This window comes from Maribacter sp. MS6 (genome assembly GCF_056839185.1).
The window spans coordinates 571,747-591,089 of record NZ_CM166389.1; the positions used below are offsets into that span (position 1 = coordinate 571,747).

Genomic DNA, 19,343 nt, shown 5'->3' on the forward strand with positions numbered 1-19,343 from the left:
CATGAAGATTGCACTTTTTGGTTACGGTAAAATGGGACAGCTAATTGAGCAAATAGCGTTGTATAAAAACCATGAAATCGTAGCAAAAATTGATGCGGATACCCAAGAAATAGACTTTGGGAGCATTGATGTGGCTATTGATTTCAGTATGCCAGAAGCCGCCTTCGGTAACATTTCGAAGTGTTTAAAAAATAACACACCTGTTATCTCAGGAACCACAGGATGGCTAGACAAATATGATGATGCCGTAGCACTTTGCAAAGAAACGCAGGGCGCTTTTATATACGCTTCTAATTTTAGCTTGGGCGTAAACATTTTTTTTGAACTCAATGCCCATCTTGCCAAAATGATGAAAGGTTTAGCTACGTACGAAGTAGCCATTGAAGAAATACATCACACACAAAAATTAGATGCACCAAGCGGTACAGCGATTACCTTGGCTGAGGGTATTATTACAAATTCGGATTTTGAAGCATGGAAACTAAATGAAGAAGCACCGGGTCATATTCCCGTTACTTCCAAAAGAATTGGAACGACACCAGGAACCCACACAGTGGAATATTCCAGTATGGTAGATAATATCAGCATAAAACATACCGCACACAACAGAGAAGGATTTGCCAATGGTGCTGTCGTTGCCGCCGAATGGATCATTGGAAAAACAGGTGTTTTCACCATGCGAGATGTGTTAAACCTTGGTTAAAAAAAGTAACAATTGAAAGATTAAACTACTAATGGCACGTAGAGCGTATGTAAGACACAATACGCGAACATCATTAGTTTAAATAAAAAATAATAGCACTATGAACGGGACACAATGGATTCTTTTTATACTCCTGGTACAGGTCGTCCATTTTTTAGGAACTTGGAAGCTATACGTGAAGGCAGGAAGGAAATCTTGGGAAGCTGCTATCCCCATTTATAATGCTGTTGTTTTGATGCAAATTATCAATAGGCCTAAATGGTGGGTGATACTACTTTTTATTCCTATTATCAACTTACTCATGTTTCCGGTGATTTGGGTAGAAACCATCCGTAGTTATGGCAGAAATAGCACCTTGGAATCTTGGTTAGTGATTTTTACATTGGGCTTTTACATCTATTATGTCAATTATGCCTTGGACGTTACTTATATAGAAGATAGAAGCTTGCACCCAAAGACAGCTATGGGAGAGTGGGTCAGTTCTATTGTATTTGCCGTGGTAGCAGCTACCTTAGTGCATACCTATTTTATTCAACCTTATGTCATCCCAACAGGGTCTTTGGAACGAACGTTAAGGGTAGGTGATTTCCTTTTTGTTAGTAAATTCCATTACGGAGCCAGAACACCGATGACTACGGTTGCAGCTCCTATGGTACATGATACCTTGCCCGTTGTTGGTGTACCTTCTTACCTTAACAAACCGCAACTACCTTATTTTAGGCTTCCAGGTTTTACCAAGGTAGACCGCAAAGATATTGTAGTTTTTAGTTGGCCTGCCGATACGGTTCGGCGCTTCTTTAAACGGGAAGCTGGGGTCAAAAAACCCATAGACAAAAAATCCAATTATGTAAAACGTTGTGTAGGGATTCCCGGCGATTCGTTAGAAGTGCGTAATGGCTATGTCTTTGTGAACGGAAAACAATTGGAGCTGCCCGGAAGCGCCAAACCGCAGTTTGACTATACAATTTACAGTAATAAGGGCGTTTCTTCTCGATTATTGGATAAAATCGGAGTAACCGATTTTACCAGAAAATACCTATCCAACCCATTAAATCAACAACAGGCACAAGTAATAAATCAGTATCTACTTGGCTATAATCAAGGAGAAAATGGCCAGTTAGAATTGTATACAAAAAGTTCAGGTATTCCTCCTGCAACTATCAAAAAATTCGGACTCTCGTTACGAGAGGTAACAGATAGAGAACGCGTTGCGCCATTAACATCGGACATGGTGACTCTTTTAAGAAATGATTCAAGTATTGATTCGGTAGTTCAAAACATAACACCAAAAGGCATGCGTGGCACCAACTTATTTCCACAAAGTCCTGATTACCCTTGGAACTATAGTCAACTTGGCCCAATTTACATTCCTAAAAAAGGAACTACGGTAGACCTGAACCTAAAGACGCTGCCGCTCTACAAAAAAATTATCAGAGAGTATGAAGGGAACACGGTTAGCGTTTCCGGAAACCAAATTAAGATAAATGATGAAGTAGTTAATTCCTATACCTTTAAACAGGACTACTATTGGATGATGGGAGACAACCGAGACCACTCAGAAGACAGCAGGGCTTGGGGCTACGTGCCAGAAAATCATATTGTTGGTACGCCTATATTTATATGGATGAGTTTTGACAACTTTACGGAAAGTATTACCAATTGGAGACCACGTTGGAACCGAATCTTCACCACCGTTAACGGCGAAGGTGAACCACAATCCTACTTCAAATACTTTTTGATACTACTGGTAGCTTACTTTGTAGGAAGCTGGCTTTGGAAGCGTAAAAAATCCAACGAAGCGTAATTATGACCATCCTGTATCCTGCCTATTTTCCCAATATTGCATTCTTTACCGCTTTCGTACAAAGCGATGAGATTGTATGGGAAATACAAGGTAATTATCAAAAACAGACGTTTAGAAACAGGACATATATCTGCAACGACAGAGGAAAACATATACTCAGTGTTCCCATTTCACATGTTGGTCAAAGCAATGGAAAACAACGTAACAAGGAAGTACAAATAGATAACAGCTATCCATGGCAACGTCAACACTGGCGAACGCTAGAAACTGCTTATAGAACGTCTCCCTTCTTTGAGTTTTATGAAGATGAAATACAACCACTGTACAACACCAATTTTGAATACCTGATGGACTTTAACTTAAAAACCATCGAGACCATTTGCGATTGTCTTCAGTTAGAGATGCCTACTGCACAAACCGAAACCTTTACGCTTGGTAATGAAACCGAAATAGACTACCGACACTTAATTAGTGTAAAGAATACCATAACGTTAACGCAAGCAGAATATGTACAAGTTTTTGGAGACAGACACGGTTTTATATCTAATTTAAGTATCCTAGATCTTTTATTCAACTTAGGCCCACAAGCTATCACCTATTTAAAAGAGGCAAAACTCGTACTAGCTAATGCTTAGGGTTCTATTCCATTATGGCATTCACTTTGTTGTTCCGTTATTCATTGCCTTTTTCTTTTTTAAAGAATACCGACTAAAAGCTGCATTGATCTTATTGGCAGGGATAATTCTAGACATAGACCATATACTAGCTACGCCTATTTTTGATTCTATGCGTTGTAGTATCAATTTTCATCCCTTGCACTCTTATTGGGCCATAGGCCTTTATGTCGTGTTAACCATGGTGAAAAAAACGCGTATTTGGGGCATCACTTTCCTTATTCATATGGTTGCGGACATAGTAGATTGTTTATTTATCAGAAGTAATTTTAATTGAAGCCATAATTGGCTCATGATCAGAAAGGTTGATATTATAATTTTGATGAGAGAGGACTTCAAAAGAGGGGTCAACCAAAATATAGTCGATACGGAAAGAAAATCGCCAAAAATTAATGGTACTACCAAAACCATTTCCTTTTTCAAGAAAGGTATCCTTGTAATCGCCTTTCACCTTAAAATATACACTAGAAAATTGATTGTTATTAAAATCGCCAGATACGATATTCTTATATGGACTAGAATCCATATGTGCTCGAACAATTTCCGATTGCTCTTGTTGCCCTTTAAAAGATTTTCGCAACCTTACGAACAACTTATCCGATCGCTCCCGTTTTATGCTTCCTGGCCTAATACTTAAAGACTGCAAGTGCAGATTATAAATTCTTATGGTATCCGTTTGATAAACGATATCACTATAAATGGCGGTATTGGAACTATTTGGAAAAGCCAGCACTCCTGAATCAATAATCGGATATTTAGAATAAATAGCCTGTAAGACCCCCGTTTTTGGCATACCGGAAACATGGTCAATAAATCGATATGGAAATTGTTTAAAGTAATCTTCGCCAATTTTCCGGTAATCAAACTCCTGAAAAGAAACGATATCAGGCCCTTGTTTATTTACGAACTTCACAATACTATCACCTGCGGAACTTCCCCATACATCTTCTTTGCTTCTAAAAAACAACGTATTATAAGTCATTACCTTAAGCGCGTTCTCATGAACCCTGGGGCTGGCTTTGCTTTCAAACTTCACAAAAGAGCCCATAGTAAAATATCCATATATTAACACCACAATGGATACTAATAGCCTTGCACGTCTATTAATCCCCCAGTATATCACAAACATTAAGTTAGCCACCACCAATAAAGGAACAGATAAACTTAAGAACGCCAGACTTGCAGAATCTGTATATGGTGCTAGACAGGCCAGTAGGAGGGCCAAAGCAGAAACTAAATTCAAATAAAATATGGCACGGTTTAAAGAAGAGAATTTCCTCATAGATGCTAATCCTCCTTTCCGGCTTGGAACAAGAAATCCTTTTCACCTTTAGACAAACTTTCATAACCAGATTTGCTTATTTTATCTAAGATTGCATCGATTTTCTTTTGATTTGTTTGCTTGTCATATTGCGCTTTGGAAGCTATGGTAGCACTACCTTTTTTACTCTTGTAAACGGTTTTTAAGGGCGCCTTCTTTTCACTGCGTTTAAACATGTTTACCGTTGCATCTAAAAATCTTGAAAATCCAGCTCCTATATCCGTACCGTTCACCAACTGTCTTGCATACCAGTAACCCAACAACGCACCACCCAAATGAGCCAAATGTCCGCCTGCATTTCCGCTTGCCGGCAACTGAATTAAATCCATTAATACCACAAACGCACCTATGTACCATAGTTTTACATTAAAGAAAATTAACCGTACTTCTTGGTTGGGTATATACGCACAAATAAAAATTAGGATAGCACTTGCACCCGCAGAAGCTCCAATTAAATAGGCATTCACATTAAAAAAAGCAGGAAATATATTGTAGCCCAAAAAGAAAAAGAGCCCCCCCATGATTACACCAAGGAGGTAAACATTTAGAAAACGTTTTGCATCAAAGAGATTTAAAAATATGCGCCCCACAAAATAAATGAGCAGCATGTTCCAAAAAAGATGACCAAACCCGCCATGAAAGAAGGAATAGGTAATTATGGACCAAGGCTGCAGCAAAAAATCAAAAAAGTCTTTAGGCAACTCAAACCACTGCACAATACTGTTACCGGACAGTTGCAACAAAAAAGTGGATAAACGTTCTACTATAAATATAAGCACGTTTATGGCAATAAGCTTTTCAGCAATAGATAATCTGTTGTATTGATATTTTAAATTTCCTTGCGTCATATACTAATCCCATCTATTATTGTTAAATTGATTTTTCTTCCAATACCACATCATTAAAAATCCAAAGAGCGCTCCTCCAATATGGGCAAAATGGGCAATTCCTTGACCAAACAAACTGTACCCGGTAACTCCAGAAAATAAGTCTAATCCAATTAAAACAGGAATAAAATACTTTGCTTTTACTGGAACAGGAATGAACAAAAGAAACAGCTCACTGTTCGGATAAGACATTCCAAAGGCCACCAATACACCATAAATAGCGCCAGAAGCACCAACGGCAGGCGTATTATACGCACTCAAAAAGTTATCTATGGTAGATTTTCCTGCAATCTCGTACCAGCCAGGACTATATTGTCCACTAGATATAATTTCCATAACATTCCCTTCAGTAATTCCGGCTTCTACCAATGCGGACATACCTGCATTAAAATGATAATAATTTACTCCGGTATGTATGAGTGCGGCACCCAAACCTGCCGAAAAATAAAAGAAAAAAAACTTGTTCCTTCCCCACATTTGTTCCAACGGCGTGCCAAAGGCCCATAATGCATACATATTAAACATAATATGCCAAAAGCCCCCGTGCATGAACATATGGGACAGTATTTGCCAAAATCCAAAGTTTTCGTTTTTTGGAAACCATAACGAGAACCATTCGTACATCATATCCCCATACAACTGGGTAGCAATAAAAAATAAAACATTAATAATCAATAAATGCTTAATCGCATCTGTTAGTCTACCCATCTATATAAATTTTCTATCAATATCATTTTCGGTAATCGTCACATACGTACGTTTGTTAAAGGGACTCAACGTGGTTTCTTTACAAGCAAACAAATCATTTACCAAGGCAAGTTGGGATTTATGGTCCAAAAACTCACCCGTTTTAACAGATAAAGTTTTGGATAAGGTTTTGGCCAACATATCGCTCTGTGAAAAACTATCGGCAGAAATTTCCATTTGAAAATCGGAAATTAATTGCTCCATAATCATTTGAACTTCACTTTCTACAACCACAACCGGAACTCCCTTCACTTCCGCTGTTTCAGCTCCAATTTCACCAAACACAAAACCTACGGCACAAAGATTGTCTTTTATCTCTATTAAAATTTCCAGTTCGGTTTTGGAAAAGGATAGTGAAAGTGGAAACAACAACTGCTGGCTCACGGCCTCTTTTATGGTTATATTTTTAAGAAACTTTTCGTAGAGCACCCGTTGATGCGCCCTACTTTGGTTAATAACCACCATACCTGATTTAATAGTTGTAATAATATATTTTTTACGCAACTGAAACGTAGTGGTCACTTGATTCTCCTGATCTTTTTCTGAATCAAAAATAGTACTATTAATCTCTTCCGATTCAAAAGCGATGGTGCTTGGTCTAAATTCCTGCTTGTTTGTATTCAAGCCTTCATAAAGGTTTTCCCATCCTTTTGCACTTGTCCTGGTGTATGTTCGGTAATGGGATTTCTTAAGGACCTCCTCCTTAAACGGATTAAAACCGGCATCAACAGATACACTTGGCGAGGTTACATGCTTGTTCTGGTACGCATAAGGGGTATCTAAATTCTGATTTTTTTCAAAATCCAAAGCGGGAACCACATTAAATTGACCCAAACTATGCTTAACGGCTGATTTTAAATAAGCATATAAGGTATGCTCATCATCAAATTTAACTTCGGTCTTTGTTGGATGAATATTAATATCGATAGTACCAGGATCCACATCTAGGTTTAAGAAATAACCAGGATGCGTACCAGGTTTAATTAAGCCTTCAAAAGCGCCAAGTATCGCATGATGCAGATAGGGACTTTTTATAAATCGGTTATTGGCAAAGAAAAACTGCTCTCCCCTGCTTTTCTTGGCAAATTCTGGTTTTTGAACAAAACCGGAGATGCGTACGACTTTTGTATCTTCAGTGACAGGAACTAACTTCTCGTTCGCCTTTCTACCGAAAATATTAACAATTCGCTTTCTAAAATCGTTGGAAGGCAGAATAAATACCTCACTACCATTGTTATAATATTGAAATGCAATTTGAGGATGTGCCAATGCTACCCTATGAAATTCATCGGTTATATGGCGGAATTCTACCTGATTTGACTTTAGAAAATTTCTTCTCGCAGGAATATTAAAGAAAAGATTCTTAACAAGCATGGAAGTCCCTTTGGGAACCACAGCTACCTCCTGACTACTAATTTTGCTACCTTCTATTTTAATGTGTGTACCAACTTCGTCCGTTTCGGTCTTGGTCATCATCTCCACATGGGCGATGGCCGCAATAGAAGCCAAGGCTTCTCCGCGAAAGCCTTTGGTACTTAAGTTAAAAAGATCTTCTGCCTTTTCAATTTTGGAAGTGGCATGGCGTTCAAAACTCAACCGTGCATCGGTAATACTCATTCCCTTGCCATTATCGACAACCTGAATCAGGGTTTTTCCTCCATCTTTTACAATGAGTTTAATTTCCGTTGCTCCAGCATCTATCGCATTTTCCAATAGCTCCTTTACCACCGACGAAGGGCGCTGCACCACTTCACCTGCAGCAATTTGATTCGCTACGTGGTCCGGTAAAAGTCTAATAATATCAGCCATTATTAGAAAAAGAATATGGTGAGATCAAAATCAATGATGTACAAAAAAATAAAGACTAGAACAGCCAATATTATCGCCATTCGTATTTTTAGGCTGCGGTCTCCTGCTCTGCGCGTATCTTCAACTGCATTAGTAATCTTATTTTTTAAACCACGCTGATTACTTAAGGTACTTCTAAACTTATCAAACTTAGGTTCTAGTTTATATGGGTTTCCCTTACCCTTATCATCGAAGTATCTGGGACTATAGTCATATCTTCTGTTTCTACGCAATCGCGTTATTTTACTAAGCATTCCCATAGCTTCAAAGTTACTTAAAAAGCAAAAACTGGCCTTATAAAGTAATGCCAAAATTTGTTAACAGTGCCTGTAATGAAAGTTCTATATTGGAGAATGGCAAAAGAAAGGAAAAACTAAGGGCAATGCTCCAGGGTTTTTAAAGTCCCAAAGCTGCCATTTTTATAGCGGCAATTGCAGCTTCTGCTCCTTTGTTACCATGTTTACCACCACTGCGATCAATCGCCTGTTGCAAGTTATTATCTGTAAGAACACAAAAAATAACCGGTACATCGTTATGAACGTTCAGGTCCATGATGCCTTGTGAAGTTGCGCTACACACAAAATCAAAATGCTTGGTTTCGCCCTGTATCACACTTCCAATGGCAATGATAGCATCAAAATCGCCTTGCTGAATCATTTTTTTGCACCCATAAGTAAGCTCAAAACTACCAGGAACGTTCCAACGTACAATATTATCCCCTAACGCTCCACAATCGCTTAGTGCTTCAGTAGCGCCTTTGTACAAGCCTTCGGTAATCTCTTGGTTCCATTCAGAAACAACAATCCCAAACCGAAATTTCTTCGCGTTTGGGATTGTTGTTTTATCGTACGCCGATAAATTTTTATTCGCTGTGGCCATTACGCGCCACCTTTTGCCATACCAATAAAGGCATCGATGGATGTGGCTGCCTCAGAATCGGAGAACTCTTCCTTAATACGTTGGAAAAACCCTAATGCCTTGGATTTATCTCCCATATCCAATGCTGTAACACCTGCTTTGTACAAAAACTTAGGCGTAGTATACATATTGCTACTATGAGCAGCTGCCGCTTCATAATACCCTAAGGCATCCGAAGGCTGTTCCAGTTGCATAAACGCATCGCCCAACCCTCCTTTTGCCAGTGCACCAAGAATTTCATCATCAGAACTAAAACCTTCTAAATAATCAATAGCCTCCTGATATTTATTCATATTCAAATATGCCATACCAGCAGAATAACTTGCTAAATTAGCCGCCTTGGTTCCACTGTATTCTTCCATGATATCCAAAAAACCGTATTTACCTTCAGCACCTTCCAATGCCAATGTAAACAATGAATCTTTCGCTGTTGTGCTAGCTAACGCCTGGTCAAAATACTGCTGTGGATAATACATTTCGTTTGCAGCACTAGTCTCTTTTGGTTTTTGTACAAACTGTACGTATGCCAAGTAACCTAATACACCTATAGCGACGACACCGATGATGCCTAAAATATAATTTTGGTTTTTAGAAACCCACTCCTCTGACCTTGAAGCTCCTTCGTCCAAGCTACTAAACACCTCTGCCGTTGTGCTTTCTTGCTCATCAAACTCCTGAATTTCAGCCTTAGTTTGTGGTTTAAATCCTCTTTTCTTATATGTTGCCATCTCAAATTTTATTGGTCGCGCAAAAATAAAGTTTTTATTGAAATCCAATAGCGTATTTATTCGTTATTTTTGAATTATTCGGGCAAAATAGACCTATCCAAATCAAAAATTCGGTAAATTTTAATGTTTCTCAAAACGGTATCCCTTCTTAACTATAAAAATTTTGAGTCAAAGGACTTAGCTTTTGATTTAAAAATCAATTGCTTTGTAGGTGATAACGGCAAAGGAAAAACCAATATCCTAGATGCAATTTACCACCTCTCTTTTGGTAAAAGTTATTTTAATCCCATAGCCTCACAAAACATTAAGCACGGTGAAGACTTTTTTGTAGTGGAAGGAATTTTTGAAAAGGAAGAGCGAGAAGAGAAGATTGTTTGTAGTTTAAAACGGAACAATAAAAAAATCATTAAACGAAATGGAAAAGCGTACGAACGTTTTGCTGATCACATAGGGCTTTTGCCCTTAGTTATTATTTCGCCGGCAGACCGTGACCTCATTTCAGAAGGTAGTGATGTTCGACGCAAATTTATGGATGGGGTCATTTCCCAATCGGACAAAGGGTACTTACAGTCCTTAATCAATTACAACAAGGTACTATCTCAACGAAACGCGCTTTTAAAATACTTTGCCGCCAACCATACCTTTGAAAAGGCCACCTTAACTATTTATAACGACCAGCTGCACACCTATGGGTCTGAGATATACGCTAAACGAGCTGATTTTCTTGAAAAGTTCATTCCAATTTTCAAAACCCAATACAAGGCAATTACGGGAAACACGGAAGATGTAGATTTAACATACGACAGCAAGCTTCACCTAAATGACACAGCAAGCCTTTTAGAGAAAAATCTAAATAAGGACAGGGCCTTGCAATATACCAGTGTAGGTATTCATAAAGATGACCTCAGCTTCACCATAGCAGGGTATCCCATTAAAAAATTTGGAAGTCAGGGGCAGCAGAAATCTTTTTTAATCGCTTTAAAATTTGCACAGTTTCAGTTTATGCAAGAAATTTCTAAAACTACGCCTATTTTACTTTTGGACGATATTTTTGATAAATTGGATGAAAACAGGGTAGCCCATATCATTACACTCGTAAATAATGAAAATTTTGGTCAGATATTCGTGAGCGATACCCATGCGGACAGAACAGAAAATGTGGTAAAAAAGATACATCAATCCTACAAAATATTTAAACTCTAACTATGAACCGATTGCTCATTTTTTTAAGCTTTTTATTGGTGGCCGCTTGCACTTCGGTCAGCAAAGAAAAACTCTCTATACTGAATGGATACTGGGAAATAGAACGGGTTGAATTCCCTAACGGAGGGCAAAAAGAGTATAAGATGAATACTACTGTGGATTTTATTCAGGTAGATGGATTAAAAGGATATCGTAAAAAAATGAAACCGAGATTTGATGGGAATTACGAAACATCGGATGATGCGGAATCCTTTGAAATTACTATTGAAAAAGATATATACACCCTAAACTACAAAAACAACCTTAGCACCTGGACGGAAGAGCTTACCGCAATAAGCGAAGATAACTTTTCCGTTCAAAATCAGGATGGTATCGTGTACCAATACAAACGTTTTGAACCTATTAAGATAAATCCCTAGTATGGCAAAACGACAAAACGATAACCAGAATATGAAAGAGGCGCTATCTGCCTTTATCCAAAAAAATAAGCTCCAGGGCGGTATGGATAAAGTAGATGCACGTGCTGCTTGGATGCGGCTCATGGGAAACGGCGTAAACAATTATACCACGGCTATTGAACTTAAGAACGACACGCTCTATGTTTCCCTATCTTCCTCGGTGCTTAGGGAGGAGCTTAGTTTAGGTACCTCTAAGATTATCAACATGTTAAATGAAGAACTTGGAAAAAACCTAATTAAAAGAATTGTCCTTCGCTGAGTTGTCCTATTGACTTTTATCTTAATCATAGCCAAAACACTTCAAATCGCACCTCTTTTCAACCTTAAACTGAGTTGACCTTAGTATAAACACCCATCCATATAACCTTAAGTCAAATATTCTAAAGCCTTTAGTTAAGATAAGATTTGTAGTTCAGCTACAATTTTATGTTCAAAGCAAAAAAAACCGACTCACAGCAAGTGAATCGGTCTTTACTATCTTTATAACTTAATCTGCCTAATAAATTTCCCTACCTGAAAAGTGAAAAGCGCCTTCAATAGCAGCATTTTCATCACTATCAGAACCGTGAACCGCATTCTCAGCGATATCTGTAGCAAACATTTTACGAATGGTTCCTTCTGCAGCCTCTGCAGGATTGGTAGCACCAATTAATGCTCTAAAATCTTCCACTGCATTTTCTTTTTCTAAAATAGCTGCAACGATAGGTCCTCTGGTCATAAATTCTACCAATTCACCAAAAAATGGACGTTCCTTGTGAATTGCGTAAAATTCCTGAGCATCCCTAAGACTCAACTGTGTGTATTTCATAGCTACAATCTTAAATCCTGATGCGGCTATTTTTTCCAATATAGCTCCTATGTGTCCGTTAGCGACAGCATCGGGCTTAATCATTGTAAATGTTCTATGTGTACTCATATCTAAAATTTTGCGCAAAAATACGACTTTCTAATCAACACACAACTATTCGTATCGTTGTCGCAGTTCTCCAAGCACAACACCATTATCTCCAAGCATTTGAAACAAGGCCGTTTTAGTTTTAAAATTGAATGTCACAGTCCCAAAGCTCTCAGTGCTTACCACCTCTCCTACTCTAAAGGGATTGGGTTCTCCGGTAAAACTACGGTAAGCATGGGTAAGGCCGCTACTTGTAAAGTCGATTAAAGGGTATGCTAGATTGTAATCTGTTTTAGAGAATTCCGAAATATGCCTGTCTCCAGAAAGTACCAAAACTCCCTTTGCCTTGGTATCTATAATGGTTTTTTTTAGTCGATCTACTTCATGTGGGAAGTTGCCCCAACATTCGAATCCGTGTTCATTGGACAATACCTGAATACTACTTACGATAACATTGAAATCTGCATTGGAGTTTTTCAATTCCCTTTCCAACCAGGACCATTGCGTTTCTCCAAGCACGGTCCCTTGGCCGTATTCATTAGGTTTGGTTCGCTTTTTCGTTTCGGTATCTGGTGTAAGGGCCGTTCTAAAATAGCGTGTATCCAATACAATTACTTTAACACTTCCTTCTGGTTCTTCATAAACGTGCGAGGTATAAACTCCTTCTTTTTTTCTTCTAGGACTATTTTTAGGCACATCCATGAAATCAAGAAATTCTTTCTGACTTTCTTTTTTGGCCAAAAATTCTATTCCGCCGTCATTAAGACCATAGTCGTGATCATCCCAAGTACCAATGACCGATACATCTTTTATCAAGGATGCATAACCTGGTATCGCCTTTTGTTCTTTGTACATGCTTCTGAGCTTTTGCATATCATCGGTATCGGCATAAATGTTATCACCTCCCCAAATCCATAAATCCGGGTTGATGTTTTTAATATCGTCCCAAAGCAAATTGGGCAGAGAAGCCTTATTACAAGAACCAAAAGCAATAACAAACTCATTGGTTTCTTTCATTGCTGTTTTGGTAGACCCGCAGGAAAAGATCAATAAGAAATTAAGAAGTAAGAGTATTTTTCTCATGGCATAGGTTATATGGAAATACAAAAATACACTTTCATTTTTACCATTATGGTATTAAATTGTATCTTTGCCGCCATGAATTTAGAGCATATAAATGCGCTTAAAAAGCTACTTTCACACCCAAAGAAAATAGCGATAGTTCCGCACAAAAACCCTGATGGCGATGCAATAGGATCAACATTGGCACTATGGCATTACCTAAAAAGTCAAGGACATACGGCCACAGTGGTAGCACCCAACGACTTTCCAAAATTTTTGAAATGGATGCCCGGAGCGGACCGTATTATAAATTTCGAAAAAGAAAATAGTCAGGCAAAAGATTGTGTTGCCAACGCCGAACTAATCTTTACCTTAGACTTTAACCATCTAGGAAGGGTAGGCCAAATGACTTCTTATTTAGAGGCGGCAACGGCTACTTTTGTTATGGTAGACCACCACCAAGAACCGTCAGACTATGCACAGATTATGTACTCTGATGTGCGTATGAGCTCTACTTGTGAAATGGTGTATCATCTTTTAGAGTATTTGAATGCCGAAGACGAAATAACCTCCGAAATGGCGAATTGTATCTACACGGGTATTATGACCGATACGGGTTCTTTTAAATTTAAGGCTACCACGAGCGTAACACATAGAGTAATAGCAAACCTGATAGATAAGGGTGCAGACAACACGGAAATTCATAGTCGCATTTACGACACCAATTCTCCTAGCAGGTTACATCTCTTGGGCTGTGCCCTAAAGAACATGGTAATTTTATCCGAATACAATACTACCTACATCACCTTGAGCCAAGAAGAACTGGACGAATATAATTTTAGCAAAGGAGATACCGAAGGTTTTGTGAATTATGGTCTAACGTTAGAAAATATTCGCTTTGCGGTAATCTTTATAGAAAATAAAGAGGAAGGTATTCTTAAAATTTCTTTTAGGTCTGTGGGTGATTTTGATGTAAATAATTTTGCGAGACAGTTTTTTCAAGGAGGGGGTCATACAAATGCAGCAGGAGGAAAAAGTGATGTGTCAATTCCTGAAACAACACGCTATTTTGAATCCTTATTACCTCAATTTAAAAAAGAACTTACCTTATGAGAGCAAGGTTTGGGATCGTTATACTGTTGTTAATTGTGAGCTGCGCTGGTCCGGAGCCAAGAAAACCGGTTCAGACAAAGAGCGGTAGTTTTTTTAAAGCATCCATAGAACGAAGTAAAAAACTGCTGCAACTGGAGGAAGAAAAAATTCAAAAAATCATCAATGCCGATTCCTTAAAGCATTACAGCCATACAGCATCCGGCTCATGGTATCATTATTTGGTTGTAAACGACAGCACTAGCTATACACCAAAAACCGATGACCTTGTTGTCATGACCTACGATTTGCTTACTTTGGACAACGACACCATATATTCACAAGATGAAATTGGCGTAGTGTCATATAAGGTAGACAAGCAAGAACTTTTTATCGGACTTAGAAATGCAATAAAATTGCTAAAGGAGGGCGAAAAGGCCACATTTTTGTTTCCTTCTTCACTAGGCTTTGGTATTCATGGCGATGCGAACAAAATAGGAACCAATATCCCTCTAAAATCTACAGTACATATTTTAAAGATTGAAAAACAACTAGTAAACCCAGATATTTAAATTTACCATTATGTTCAGAAAATTCTATGTTTTAATTTTATTTACTTTGGTTTTGGCCAGCTGTAAAACCAGTCAGAATCCAGAACTTGGCGATGGATTGTTCGCCACAATTCAAACGAACAAAGGCGATATCATCGTACGTTTGGAACATGACAAAGCCCCAGTAACTGTGGCCAACTTTGTATCCTTAGCAGAGGGAAACAGTCCTTTCGTAAGCGAAAATTTTAAAGGTAAAAAATATTACGACGGACTTATTTTTCATAGGGTCATGAAAGACTTTATGATACAAGGTGGCTGTCCCACGGGTACCGGTACCGGAAATCCGGGGTACCGTTTCATGGACGAGTTCAACGATTCTTTGGTTCACGATAGAAAAGGAATCCTTTCCTCCGCCAATAGTGGCCCTTCTTCCAATGGTAGCCAGTTTTTTATAACGCACAATCCAACACCTTGGTTAGATGGTGTTCATACGGTCTTTGGAGAGGTAGTAGAAGGTATTGCAGTAGTAGATTCTATTGCAAACGTACCAGTGGCAGCAGGCAACAAGCCCGTAGACAGTGTTACCATGAACACCGTAAAAATTATCAGAAATGGCAAAGAGGCCAAGCAATTTGATGCCGTACAGGTAATGACCGATTATTTTGATAACGAAGAGGAACGTTTAGCGGCTATAGCGAAAGAAAAAGCCGAAAAAATGGCTGAAATGAGAGGCATGATGGCAGATTTCGCAACCGAACTAGAAAAACAAAAAAGTACGGCAAAACAACTCCCTTCGGGACTAAAAGTACTTGTACTAAACGAAGGTGACGGTGAAAAACCAAAAATAGGTCAGAAAGTAAACGTCATGTACTCCGGGTACCTACCCGACGGTTCTTTGTTTGAAAGCAACTATGAAGAAATTGCGAAAAAGTATGGTACTTACGATGAAAGAAAAGCACAAGGAGGCGGCTATATGCCAGCACCTATGACCTACGCAACAAATTCTGGGCTTGTTGCCGGATTTGAAGAAGGTTTGTTGAGCATGAAGGTAGGTGATAAGATTCGTTTGTTTATTCCTTCCCACATGGGCTGGGGGCCACAAGGTGCAGGACCTATACCACCAAATTCAGACGTAATTTTTGATGTTGAACTAACTGGGATTAAATAAGAAAACGCCAGACTTACTTCGACATAAAGTAAATAAATCGGCATAGCTGCTAAAAAACAAACGTTTTTACCGGTAGTTGTGCTGATTTTTTTTGCTTTATTTTCTTTGAGCTGTGGATTACCCTATAAAATCCCCTTCTATAACAACGGCACTACTCCATAACGAGAAAACATTACAAAGGACTGATAACCTGTTACTGTAATTTCAGAAACGGCTGTTTCCTATCACGAATAATTGCAAATCAATGGCAAGGTGATTGTTTATAATCACTATTTACCATTCAATCACACGAAATATCCTTTGTTATAGGTAAATGGATAGGATAATTCCACTCTCAACAAGTGATTTATCCTAAGAACGATTTTGGGTAATCACTTTGGTCAGGGCGGTCATCACCATAATAGATTTTGATGGATAACGAACAAATCCATAAACCGAAAAATAAAAAGAATTGACACTGTCATTGAATAAGGCATATTTTGTTCTTGTACATTGACTTGTTGTGGACCGGCATACAAATTCCTTTATGCTAATCCCAAATGTGAGCACAGTCGGTCAATGACTAGCTAGCGTTTACTGCGATCACACCATTAGTTCGCAAGTAACTGCGGAAATAACATTCAAAGTTCTTACAAACACTGACTGAAACGACTGGAAGAAAACGACCTATTTTAAGGCGTATGCTTCAATACTTCCAATAAGAACTTCCAGAACTTCTGCACCGATGAGATAGCTACCCGCTCATCTGGTGAGTGGGGAGCCAAAATCGTAGGGCCAAAACTGATCATATCCATCTCGGGATAATTCTGTCCAAGAATACCACATTCCAATCCGGCATGGCATGCCACTACCCTAGCGTCTTCTTTGAATATATCCTTATATATTCCTTTGGCAACTTTTAAAATGGCTGAATTGGGATTTGGATTCCAACCCGGATAAGCCCCACTAAAAGCAACATCAAAACCTGCAAGTTCAAATGCAGATTTTAAAGAGTTTGCTAAATCCATTTTACCACTTTCAAGAGACGAACGTGTTAGGCACAAAATAGCAACCGTACCTTCCGCTACTTGTATTCTAGCAATGTTGTTCGAAGTTTCTACTAAATCTGTTATGGTAGAACTCATACCGTAAACACCGTTAAGTGCCGCATAAACACCCTTAATGAACTTTTTTTGCGCTCCAAGACCCATTACCTTTTTACACGTTTTTTCCTTGCTAATACTTATTTCTAAGTTTGGCTCTACCATCTTCAGTTCCTTTTTAATGGTATGCGCTACCTTCGTAAGAGCTGTTAGGAAAGCAGTTTCTTGTTTTTTATCTATGTTAATGTGGCAGGTACTTTCTCTTGGAATTGCGTTTCGCAAACTTCCACCTTCAAGCTTTCCAACCCGCATGTGATAATCCATCCCAGCATATAACAACCTGTTCATTATTTTATTGGCATTACCCAAGCCTTTGTTAATGTCCATACCGCTATGCCCTCCCTTGAGTCCGTTTACCACAAGTCGATACCCGATATCTCCATGAAGAGCGCTCTTTTCGTTATACTCTCTTTTAGCCGTTATATCAATACCTCCTGCGCAGCCTATATCAATCTCATCATCTTCCTCGGTATCTAAATTCAATAAGACCTCACCTTTTAGCACACCTTCTTTTAAGCCAAAAGCTCCCGTCATTCCGGTTTCCTCATCAATAGTAAATAATGCCTCCAAAGGAGGGTGATCAATATCATTACTTTCTAAAAGCGTCATAATTGCGGCAACGCCCATTCCATTATCCGCCCCCAAAGTAGTGCCTTCTGCCTTTACCCAATCGCCATCAACGAACATTTGAATTCCCTGAGCATCAAAATCAAACACAGTATCTGCATTCTTTTGATGTACCATATCCAAGTGAGACTGCAGAGTGACCATTTTTTTATGTTCCATACCCCTACTCGCCGGTTTTCTTATAATCACGTTCCCTACATCATCCTTAAAAGTTTCCAAACCCAAGGCTTTTCCAAACTCCATAGCAAAAGCGATGACCCGTTCCTCCTTCTTTGATGGCCGTGGAACCGCATTCAATTTGGAAAAATTTTTCCATACGTCTTCAGGTTGTAAATCTAGTAGTTCTTTGTTCATAGCATCAAAGTTATAAGCTGTAAAAATACTAACAGAAAAAGGATTTCGCTATTTTTGACCTGATGAAGATGAACCTAAAGACAGGAATTGCCCTTTCCTTGATTCCCCAAATCATACTTGTAAAATGGCTGGGTTCCCATGCAGACTGGATAGAGACCTATTATAGCAACGGCATATACCCTTTTATCTCCACATCATTTCGGTCTTTCCTGGGATGGATTCCTTTTTCCATAGGTGATGTTCTATATACTTCTTTATTTCTACTCGCGATTGGCTATCTGTACAAGAACAGACGCAACTTACTTCATAATAAAATTAGATTTTTTAGAGATGTAATAATGGTACTCTCCATTGCCTATTTTACCTTCCACTTTATGTGGGGATTCAATTATTACCGAGAACCGATCGTGGCTAAATTCGATTTAGTAGAAACAAAGGATTACCAAGAACTGGTCGACTTTACAAGACGGCTGGTCAACAAAACCAATGAGATACAATTGGCGATAACATCAGATTCCACGAAACGGGTAGCCGTTCCCTATACTCAAAACGAACAATTTCAAAAGACCTTGGAAGGATATGAGCGACTCACAAAAAAGCATCCTTTTTTAAGCTATACCAAACCGAGTATAAAAACATCACTTTTCAGCAAAGCACTTACGTATATGGGTTATGCCGGATATTTAAACCCATTTACCAACGAAGCGCAAGTAAACGGACTCTTACCAAATTTTCGTTTTCCGGTAGTTGCTGGCCATGAAATAGGACATCAATTGGGTTATTCTGCTGAAAATGAAACCAATTTCATCGGATATCTAGTGACTGCAAATAACGAAGATCTTTATTTTAAATATGCAGCCTATTCTTATGCGCTCGGTTATTGCCTTAATGATGTAAGAAGAGGCGATTCAAGGATGTTTGACGAGCTGCTATCGGAATTAAATGGCGGAGTAAAATTGAACTTTCAAGAAATGTCTGCTTTTTGGAATCAATATAAGAATCCATTGGAACCTGTTTTTAAGTCAATTTTCAACTCCTTCTTAAAGGCTAATAATCAATCACAAGGCATTCAAAGTTATAATGCGGTAGTGTCATTGTTGGTTGCCTACCACAGGGAGTATCCTTTGTAAAGTTCAAATCCAAGAATTAGATTCAAACTCAAAC

Annotated in this window: 21 protein-coding genes; 11 read left to right on the forward strand and 10 right to left on the reverse strand. The window is 38.6% G+C overall.

Features of this window, described 5'->3' with window-relative positions:
• Nucleotide 1: 1 nt before the first annotated feature.
• The 4 genes from dapB (at nt 2) to MS6x_RS02540 (ending at nt 3,458) form a co-directional block, all read left to right on the forward strand.
• Complete coding sequence (dapB, locus tag MS6x_RS02525) at nt 2-703, forward strand: 4-hydroxy-tetrahydrodipicolinate reductase (RefSeq protein ID WP_482605205.1); 702 nt, start codon at nt 2-4, stop codon at nt 701-703.
• A gap of 100 nt (nt 704-803) precedes the next feature.
• Nucleotides 804-2,507, forward strand: coding sequence for a signal peptidase I (lepB, locus tag MS6x_RS02530; protein WP_482605206.1), 1,704 nt, complete (start codon nt 804-806; stop codon nt 2,505-2,507).
• A gap of 2 nt (nt 2,508-2,509) precedes the next feature.
• On the forward strand, nt 2,510-3,142 hold the full coding sequence (locus MS6x_RS02535) for a WbqC family protein (RefSeq protein ID WP_482605207.1): 633 nt from the start codon (nt 2,510-2,512) through the stop codon (nt 3,140-3,142).
• Nucleotides 3,135-3,458 (forward strand): DUF6122 family protein, encoded by a 324-nt coding sequence (locus MS6x_RS02540; protein ID WP_482605208.1) that lies wholly within the window; start codon nt 3,135-3,137, stop codon nt 3,456-3,458. The genes MS6x_RS02535 and MS6x_RS02540 overlap by 8 nt, the downstream gene beginning before the upstream one ends.
• On the opposite strand, the gene MS6x_RS02545 is transcribed toward MS6x_RS02540, so the two are convergent.
• The 7 genes from MS6x_RS02545 to MS6x_RS02575 all read right to left on the reverse strand — a co-directional run bounded on the left by MS6x_RS02545 (nt 3,432) and on the right by MS6x_RS02575 (nt 9,630).
• The gene (locus tag MS6x_RS02545) at nt 3,432-4,463 is read right to left on the reverse strand and encodes an endonuclease/exonuclease/phosphatase family protein (RefSeq protein WP_482605209.1); all 1,032 of its coding nucleotides are present in this window, start codon (nt 4,461-4,463) and stop codon (nt 3,432-3,434) included. The genes MS6x_RS02540 and MS6x_RS02545 overlap by 27 nt on opposite strands.
• Before the next feature lie 5 nt (nt 4,464-4,468).
• Nucleotides 4,469-5,350 (reverse strand): rhomboid family intramembrane serine protease, encoded by an 882-nt coding sequence (locus MS6x_RS02550; protein ID WP_482605210.1) that lies wholly within the window; start codon nt 5,348-5,350, stop codon nt 4,469-4,471.
• Nucleotides 5,351-5,353: 3 nt separating this feature from the next.
• Nucleotides 5,354-6,097, reverse strand: coding sequence for a rhomboid family intramembrane serine protease (locus MS6x_RS02555; protein ID WP_482605211.1), 744 nt, complete (start codon nt 6,095-6,097; stop codon nt 5,354-5,356).
• Entirely contained in the window at nt 6,098-7,945 is a 1,848-nt protein-coding gene (gene mutL, locus MS6x_RS02560) for a DNA mismatch repair endonuclease MutL (protein WP_482605212.1), read from the reverse strand.
• A 2-nt stretch (nt 7,946-7,947) separates the two neighbouring features.
• Nucleotides 7,948-8,238: a riboflavin synthase subunit beta gene (locus tag MS6x_RS02565; RefSeq protein WP_482605213.1), complete on the reverse strand. Its 291-nt coding sequence runs from the start codon at nt 8,236-8,238 to the stop codon at nt 7,948-7,950.
• A gap of 142 nt (nt 8,239-8,380) precedes the next feature.
• Nucleotides 8,381-8,863, reverse strand: coding sequence for a 6,7-dimethyl-8-ribityllumazine synthase (gene ribH / locus MS6x_RS02570; protein ID WP_482605214.1), 483 nt, complete (start codon nt 8,861-8,863; stop codon nt 8,381-8,383).
• Nucleotides 8,863-9,630: a tetratricopeptide repeat protein gene (locus MS6x_RS02575; protein ID WP_482605215.1), complete on the reverse strand. Its 768-nt coding sequence runs from the start codon at nt 9,628-9,630 to the stop codon at nt 8,863-8,865. Before MS6x_RS02575 ends, ribH begins: the two co-directional genes overlap by 1 nt.
• Before the next feature lie 123 nt (nt 9,631-9,753).
• Here MS6x_RS02575 and recF point away from each other — a divergent pair, with 123 nt between their 5' ends.
• Genes recF through MS6x_RS02590 form a run of 3 tightly spaced genes read left to right on the forward strand, consistent with a single transcriptional unit; the run spans nt 9,754 to nt 11,550 of the window.
• Nucleotides 9,754-10,833, forward strand: coding sequence for a DNA replication/repair protein RecF (gene recF, locus MS6x_RS02580; RefSeq protein ID WP_482605216.1), 1,080 nt, complete (start codon nt 9,754-9,756; stop codon nt 10,831-10,833).
• 2 nt (nt 10,834-10,835) lie between these two features.
• The gene (locus tag MS6x_RS02585) at nt 10,836-11,252 is read left to right on the forward strand and encodes a hypothetical protein (protein WP_482605217.1); all 417 of its coding nucleotides are present in this window, start codon (nt 10,836-10,838) and stop codon (nt 11,250-11,252) included.
• A gap of 1 nt (nt 11,253) precedes the next feature.
• Entirely contained in the window at nt 11,254-11,550 is a 297-nt protein-coding gene (locus tag MS6x_RS02590) for a DciA family protein (RefSeq protein ID WP_482605218.1), read from the forward strand.
• A 237-nt stretch (nt 11,551-11,787) separates the two neighbouring features.
• Here the strand turns inward: MS6x_RS02590 and MS6x_RS02595 are convergent, their stop codons facing one another.
• Both MS6x_RS02595 and MS6x_RS02600 read right to left on the reverse strand, forming a co-directional pair.
• On the reverse strand, nt 11,788-12,207 hold the full coding sequence (locus MS6x_RS02595) for a nucleoside-diphosphate kinase (protein WP_482605219.1): 420 nt from the start codon (nt 12,205-12,207) through the stop codon (nt 11,788-11,790).
• A gap of 45 nt (nt 12,208-12,252) precedes the next feature.
• On the reverse strand, nt 12,253-13,269 hold the full coding sequence (locus MS6x_RS02600; protein WP_482605220.1) for an alkaline phosphatase D family protein: 1,017 nt from the start codon (nt 13,267-13,269) through the stop codon (nt 12,253-12,255).
• A 75-nt stretch (nt 13,270-13,344) separates the two neighbouring features.
• On the opposite strand from MS6x_RS02600, the gene MS6x_RS02605 reads away from it, so the two are divergent.
• The 3 genes from MS6x_RS02605 to MS6x_RS02615 are packed head-to-tail and all read left to right on the forward strand — an operon-like array spanning nt 13,345 to nt 16,056.
• Nucleotides 13,345-14,361, forward strand: a complete 1,017-nt coding sequence (locus MS6x_RS02605) for a DHH family phosphoesterase (protein WP_482607131.1) — start codon at nt 13,345-13,347, stop codon at nt 14,359-14,361.
• The gene (gldI, locus tag MS6x_RS02610) at nt 14,358-14,909 is read left to right on the forward strand and encodes a gliding motility-associated peptidyl-prolyl isomerase GldI (protein ID WP_482605221.1); all 552 of its coding nucleotides are present in this window, start codon (nt 14,358-14,360) and stop codon (nt 14,907-14,909) included. The genes MS6x_RS02605 and gldI overlap by 4 nt, the downstream gene beginning before the upstream one ends.
• Nucleotides 14,910-14,919: 10 nt before the next feature.
• Nucleotides 14,920-16,056, forward strand: coding sequence for a peptidylprolyl isomerase (locus MS6x_RS02615; RefSeq protein ID WP_482605222.1), 1,137 nt, complete (start codon nt 14,920-14,922; stop codon nt 16,054-16,056).
• Nucleotides 16,057-16,727: 671 nt separating this feature from the next.
• Here MS6x_RS02615 and MS6x_RS02620 read toward each other — a convergent pair.
• Entirely contained in the window at nt 16,728-18,179 is a 1,452-nt protein-coding gene (locus tag MS6x_RS02620; protein ID WP_482605223.1) for an aminoacyl-histidine dipeptidase, read from the reverse strand.
• Nucleotides 18,180-18,247: 68 nt separating this feature from the next.
• Here MS6x_RS02620 and MS6x_RS02625 point away from each other — a divergent pair, with 68 nt between their 5' ends.
• Nucleotides 18,248-19,309, forward strand: coding sequence for a DUF3810 domain-containing protein (locus tag MS6x_RS02625; RefSeq protein WP_482605224.1), 1,062 nt, complete (start codon nt 18,248-18,250; stop codon nt 19,307-19,309).
• The last annotated feature ends 34 nt before the right edge of the window (nt 19,310-19,343 follow it).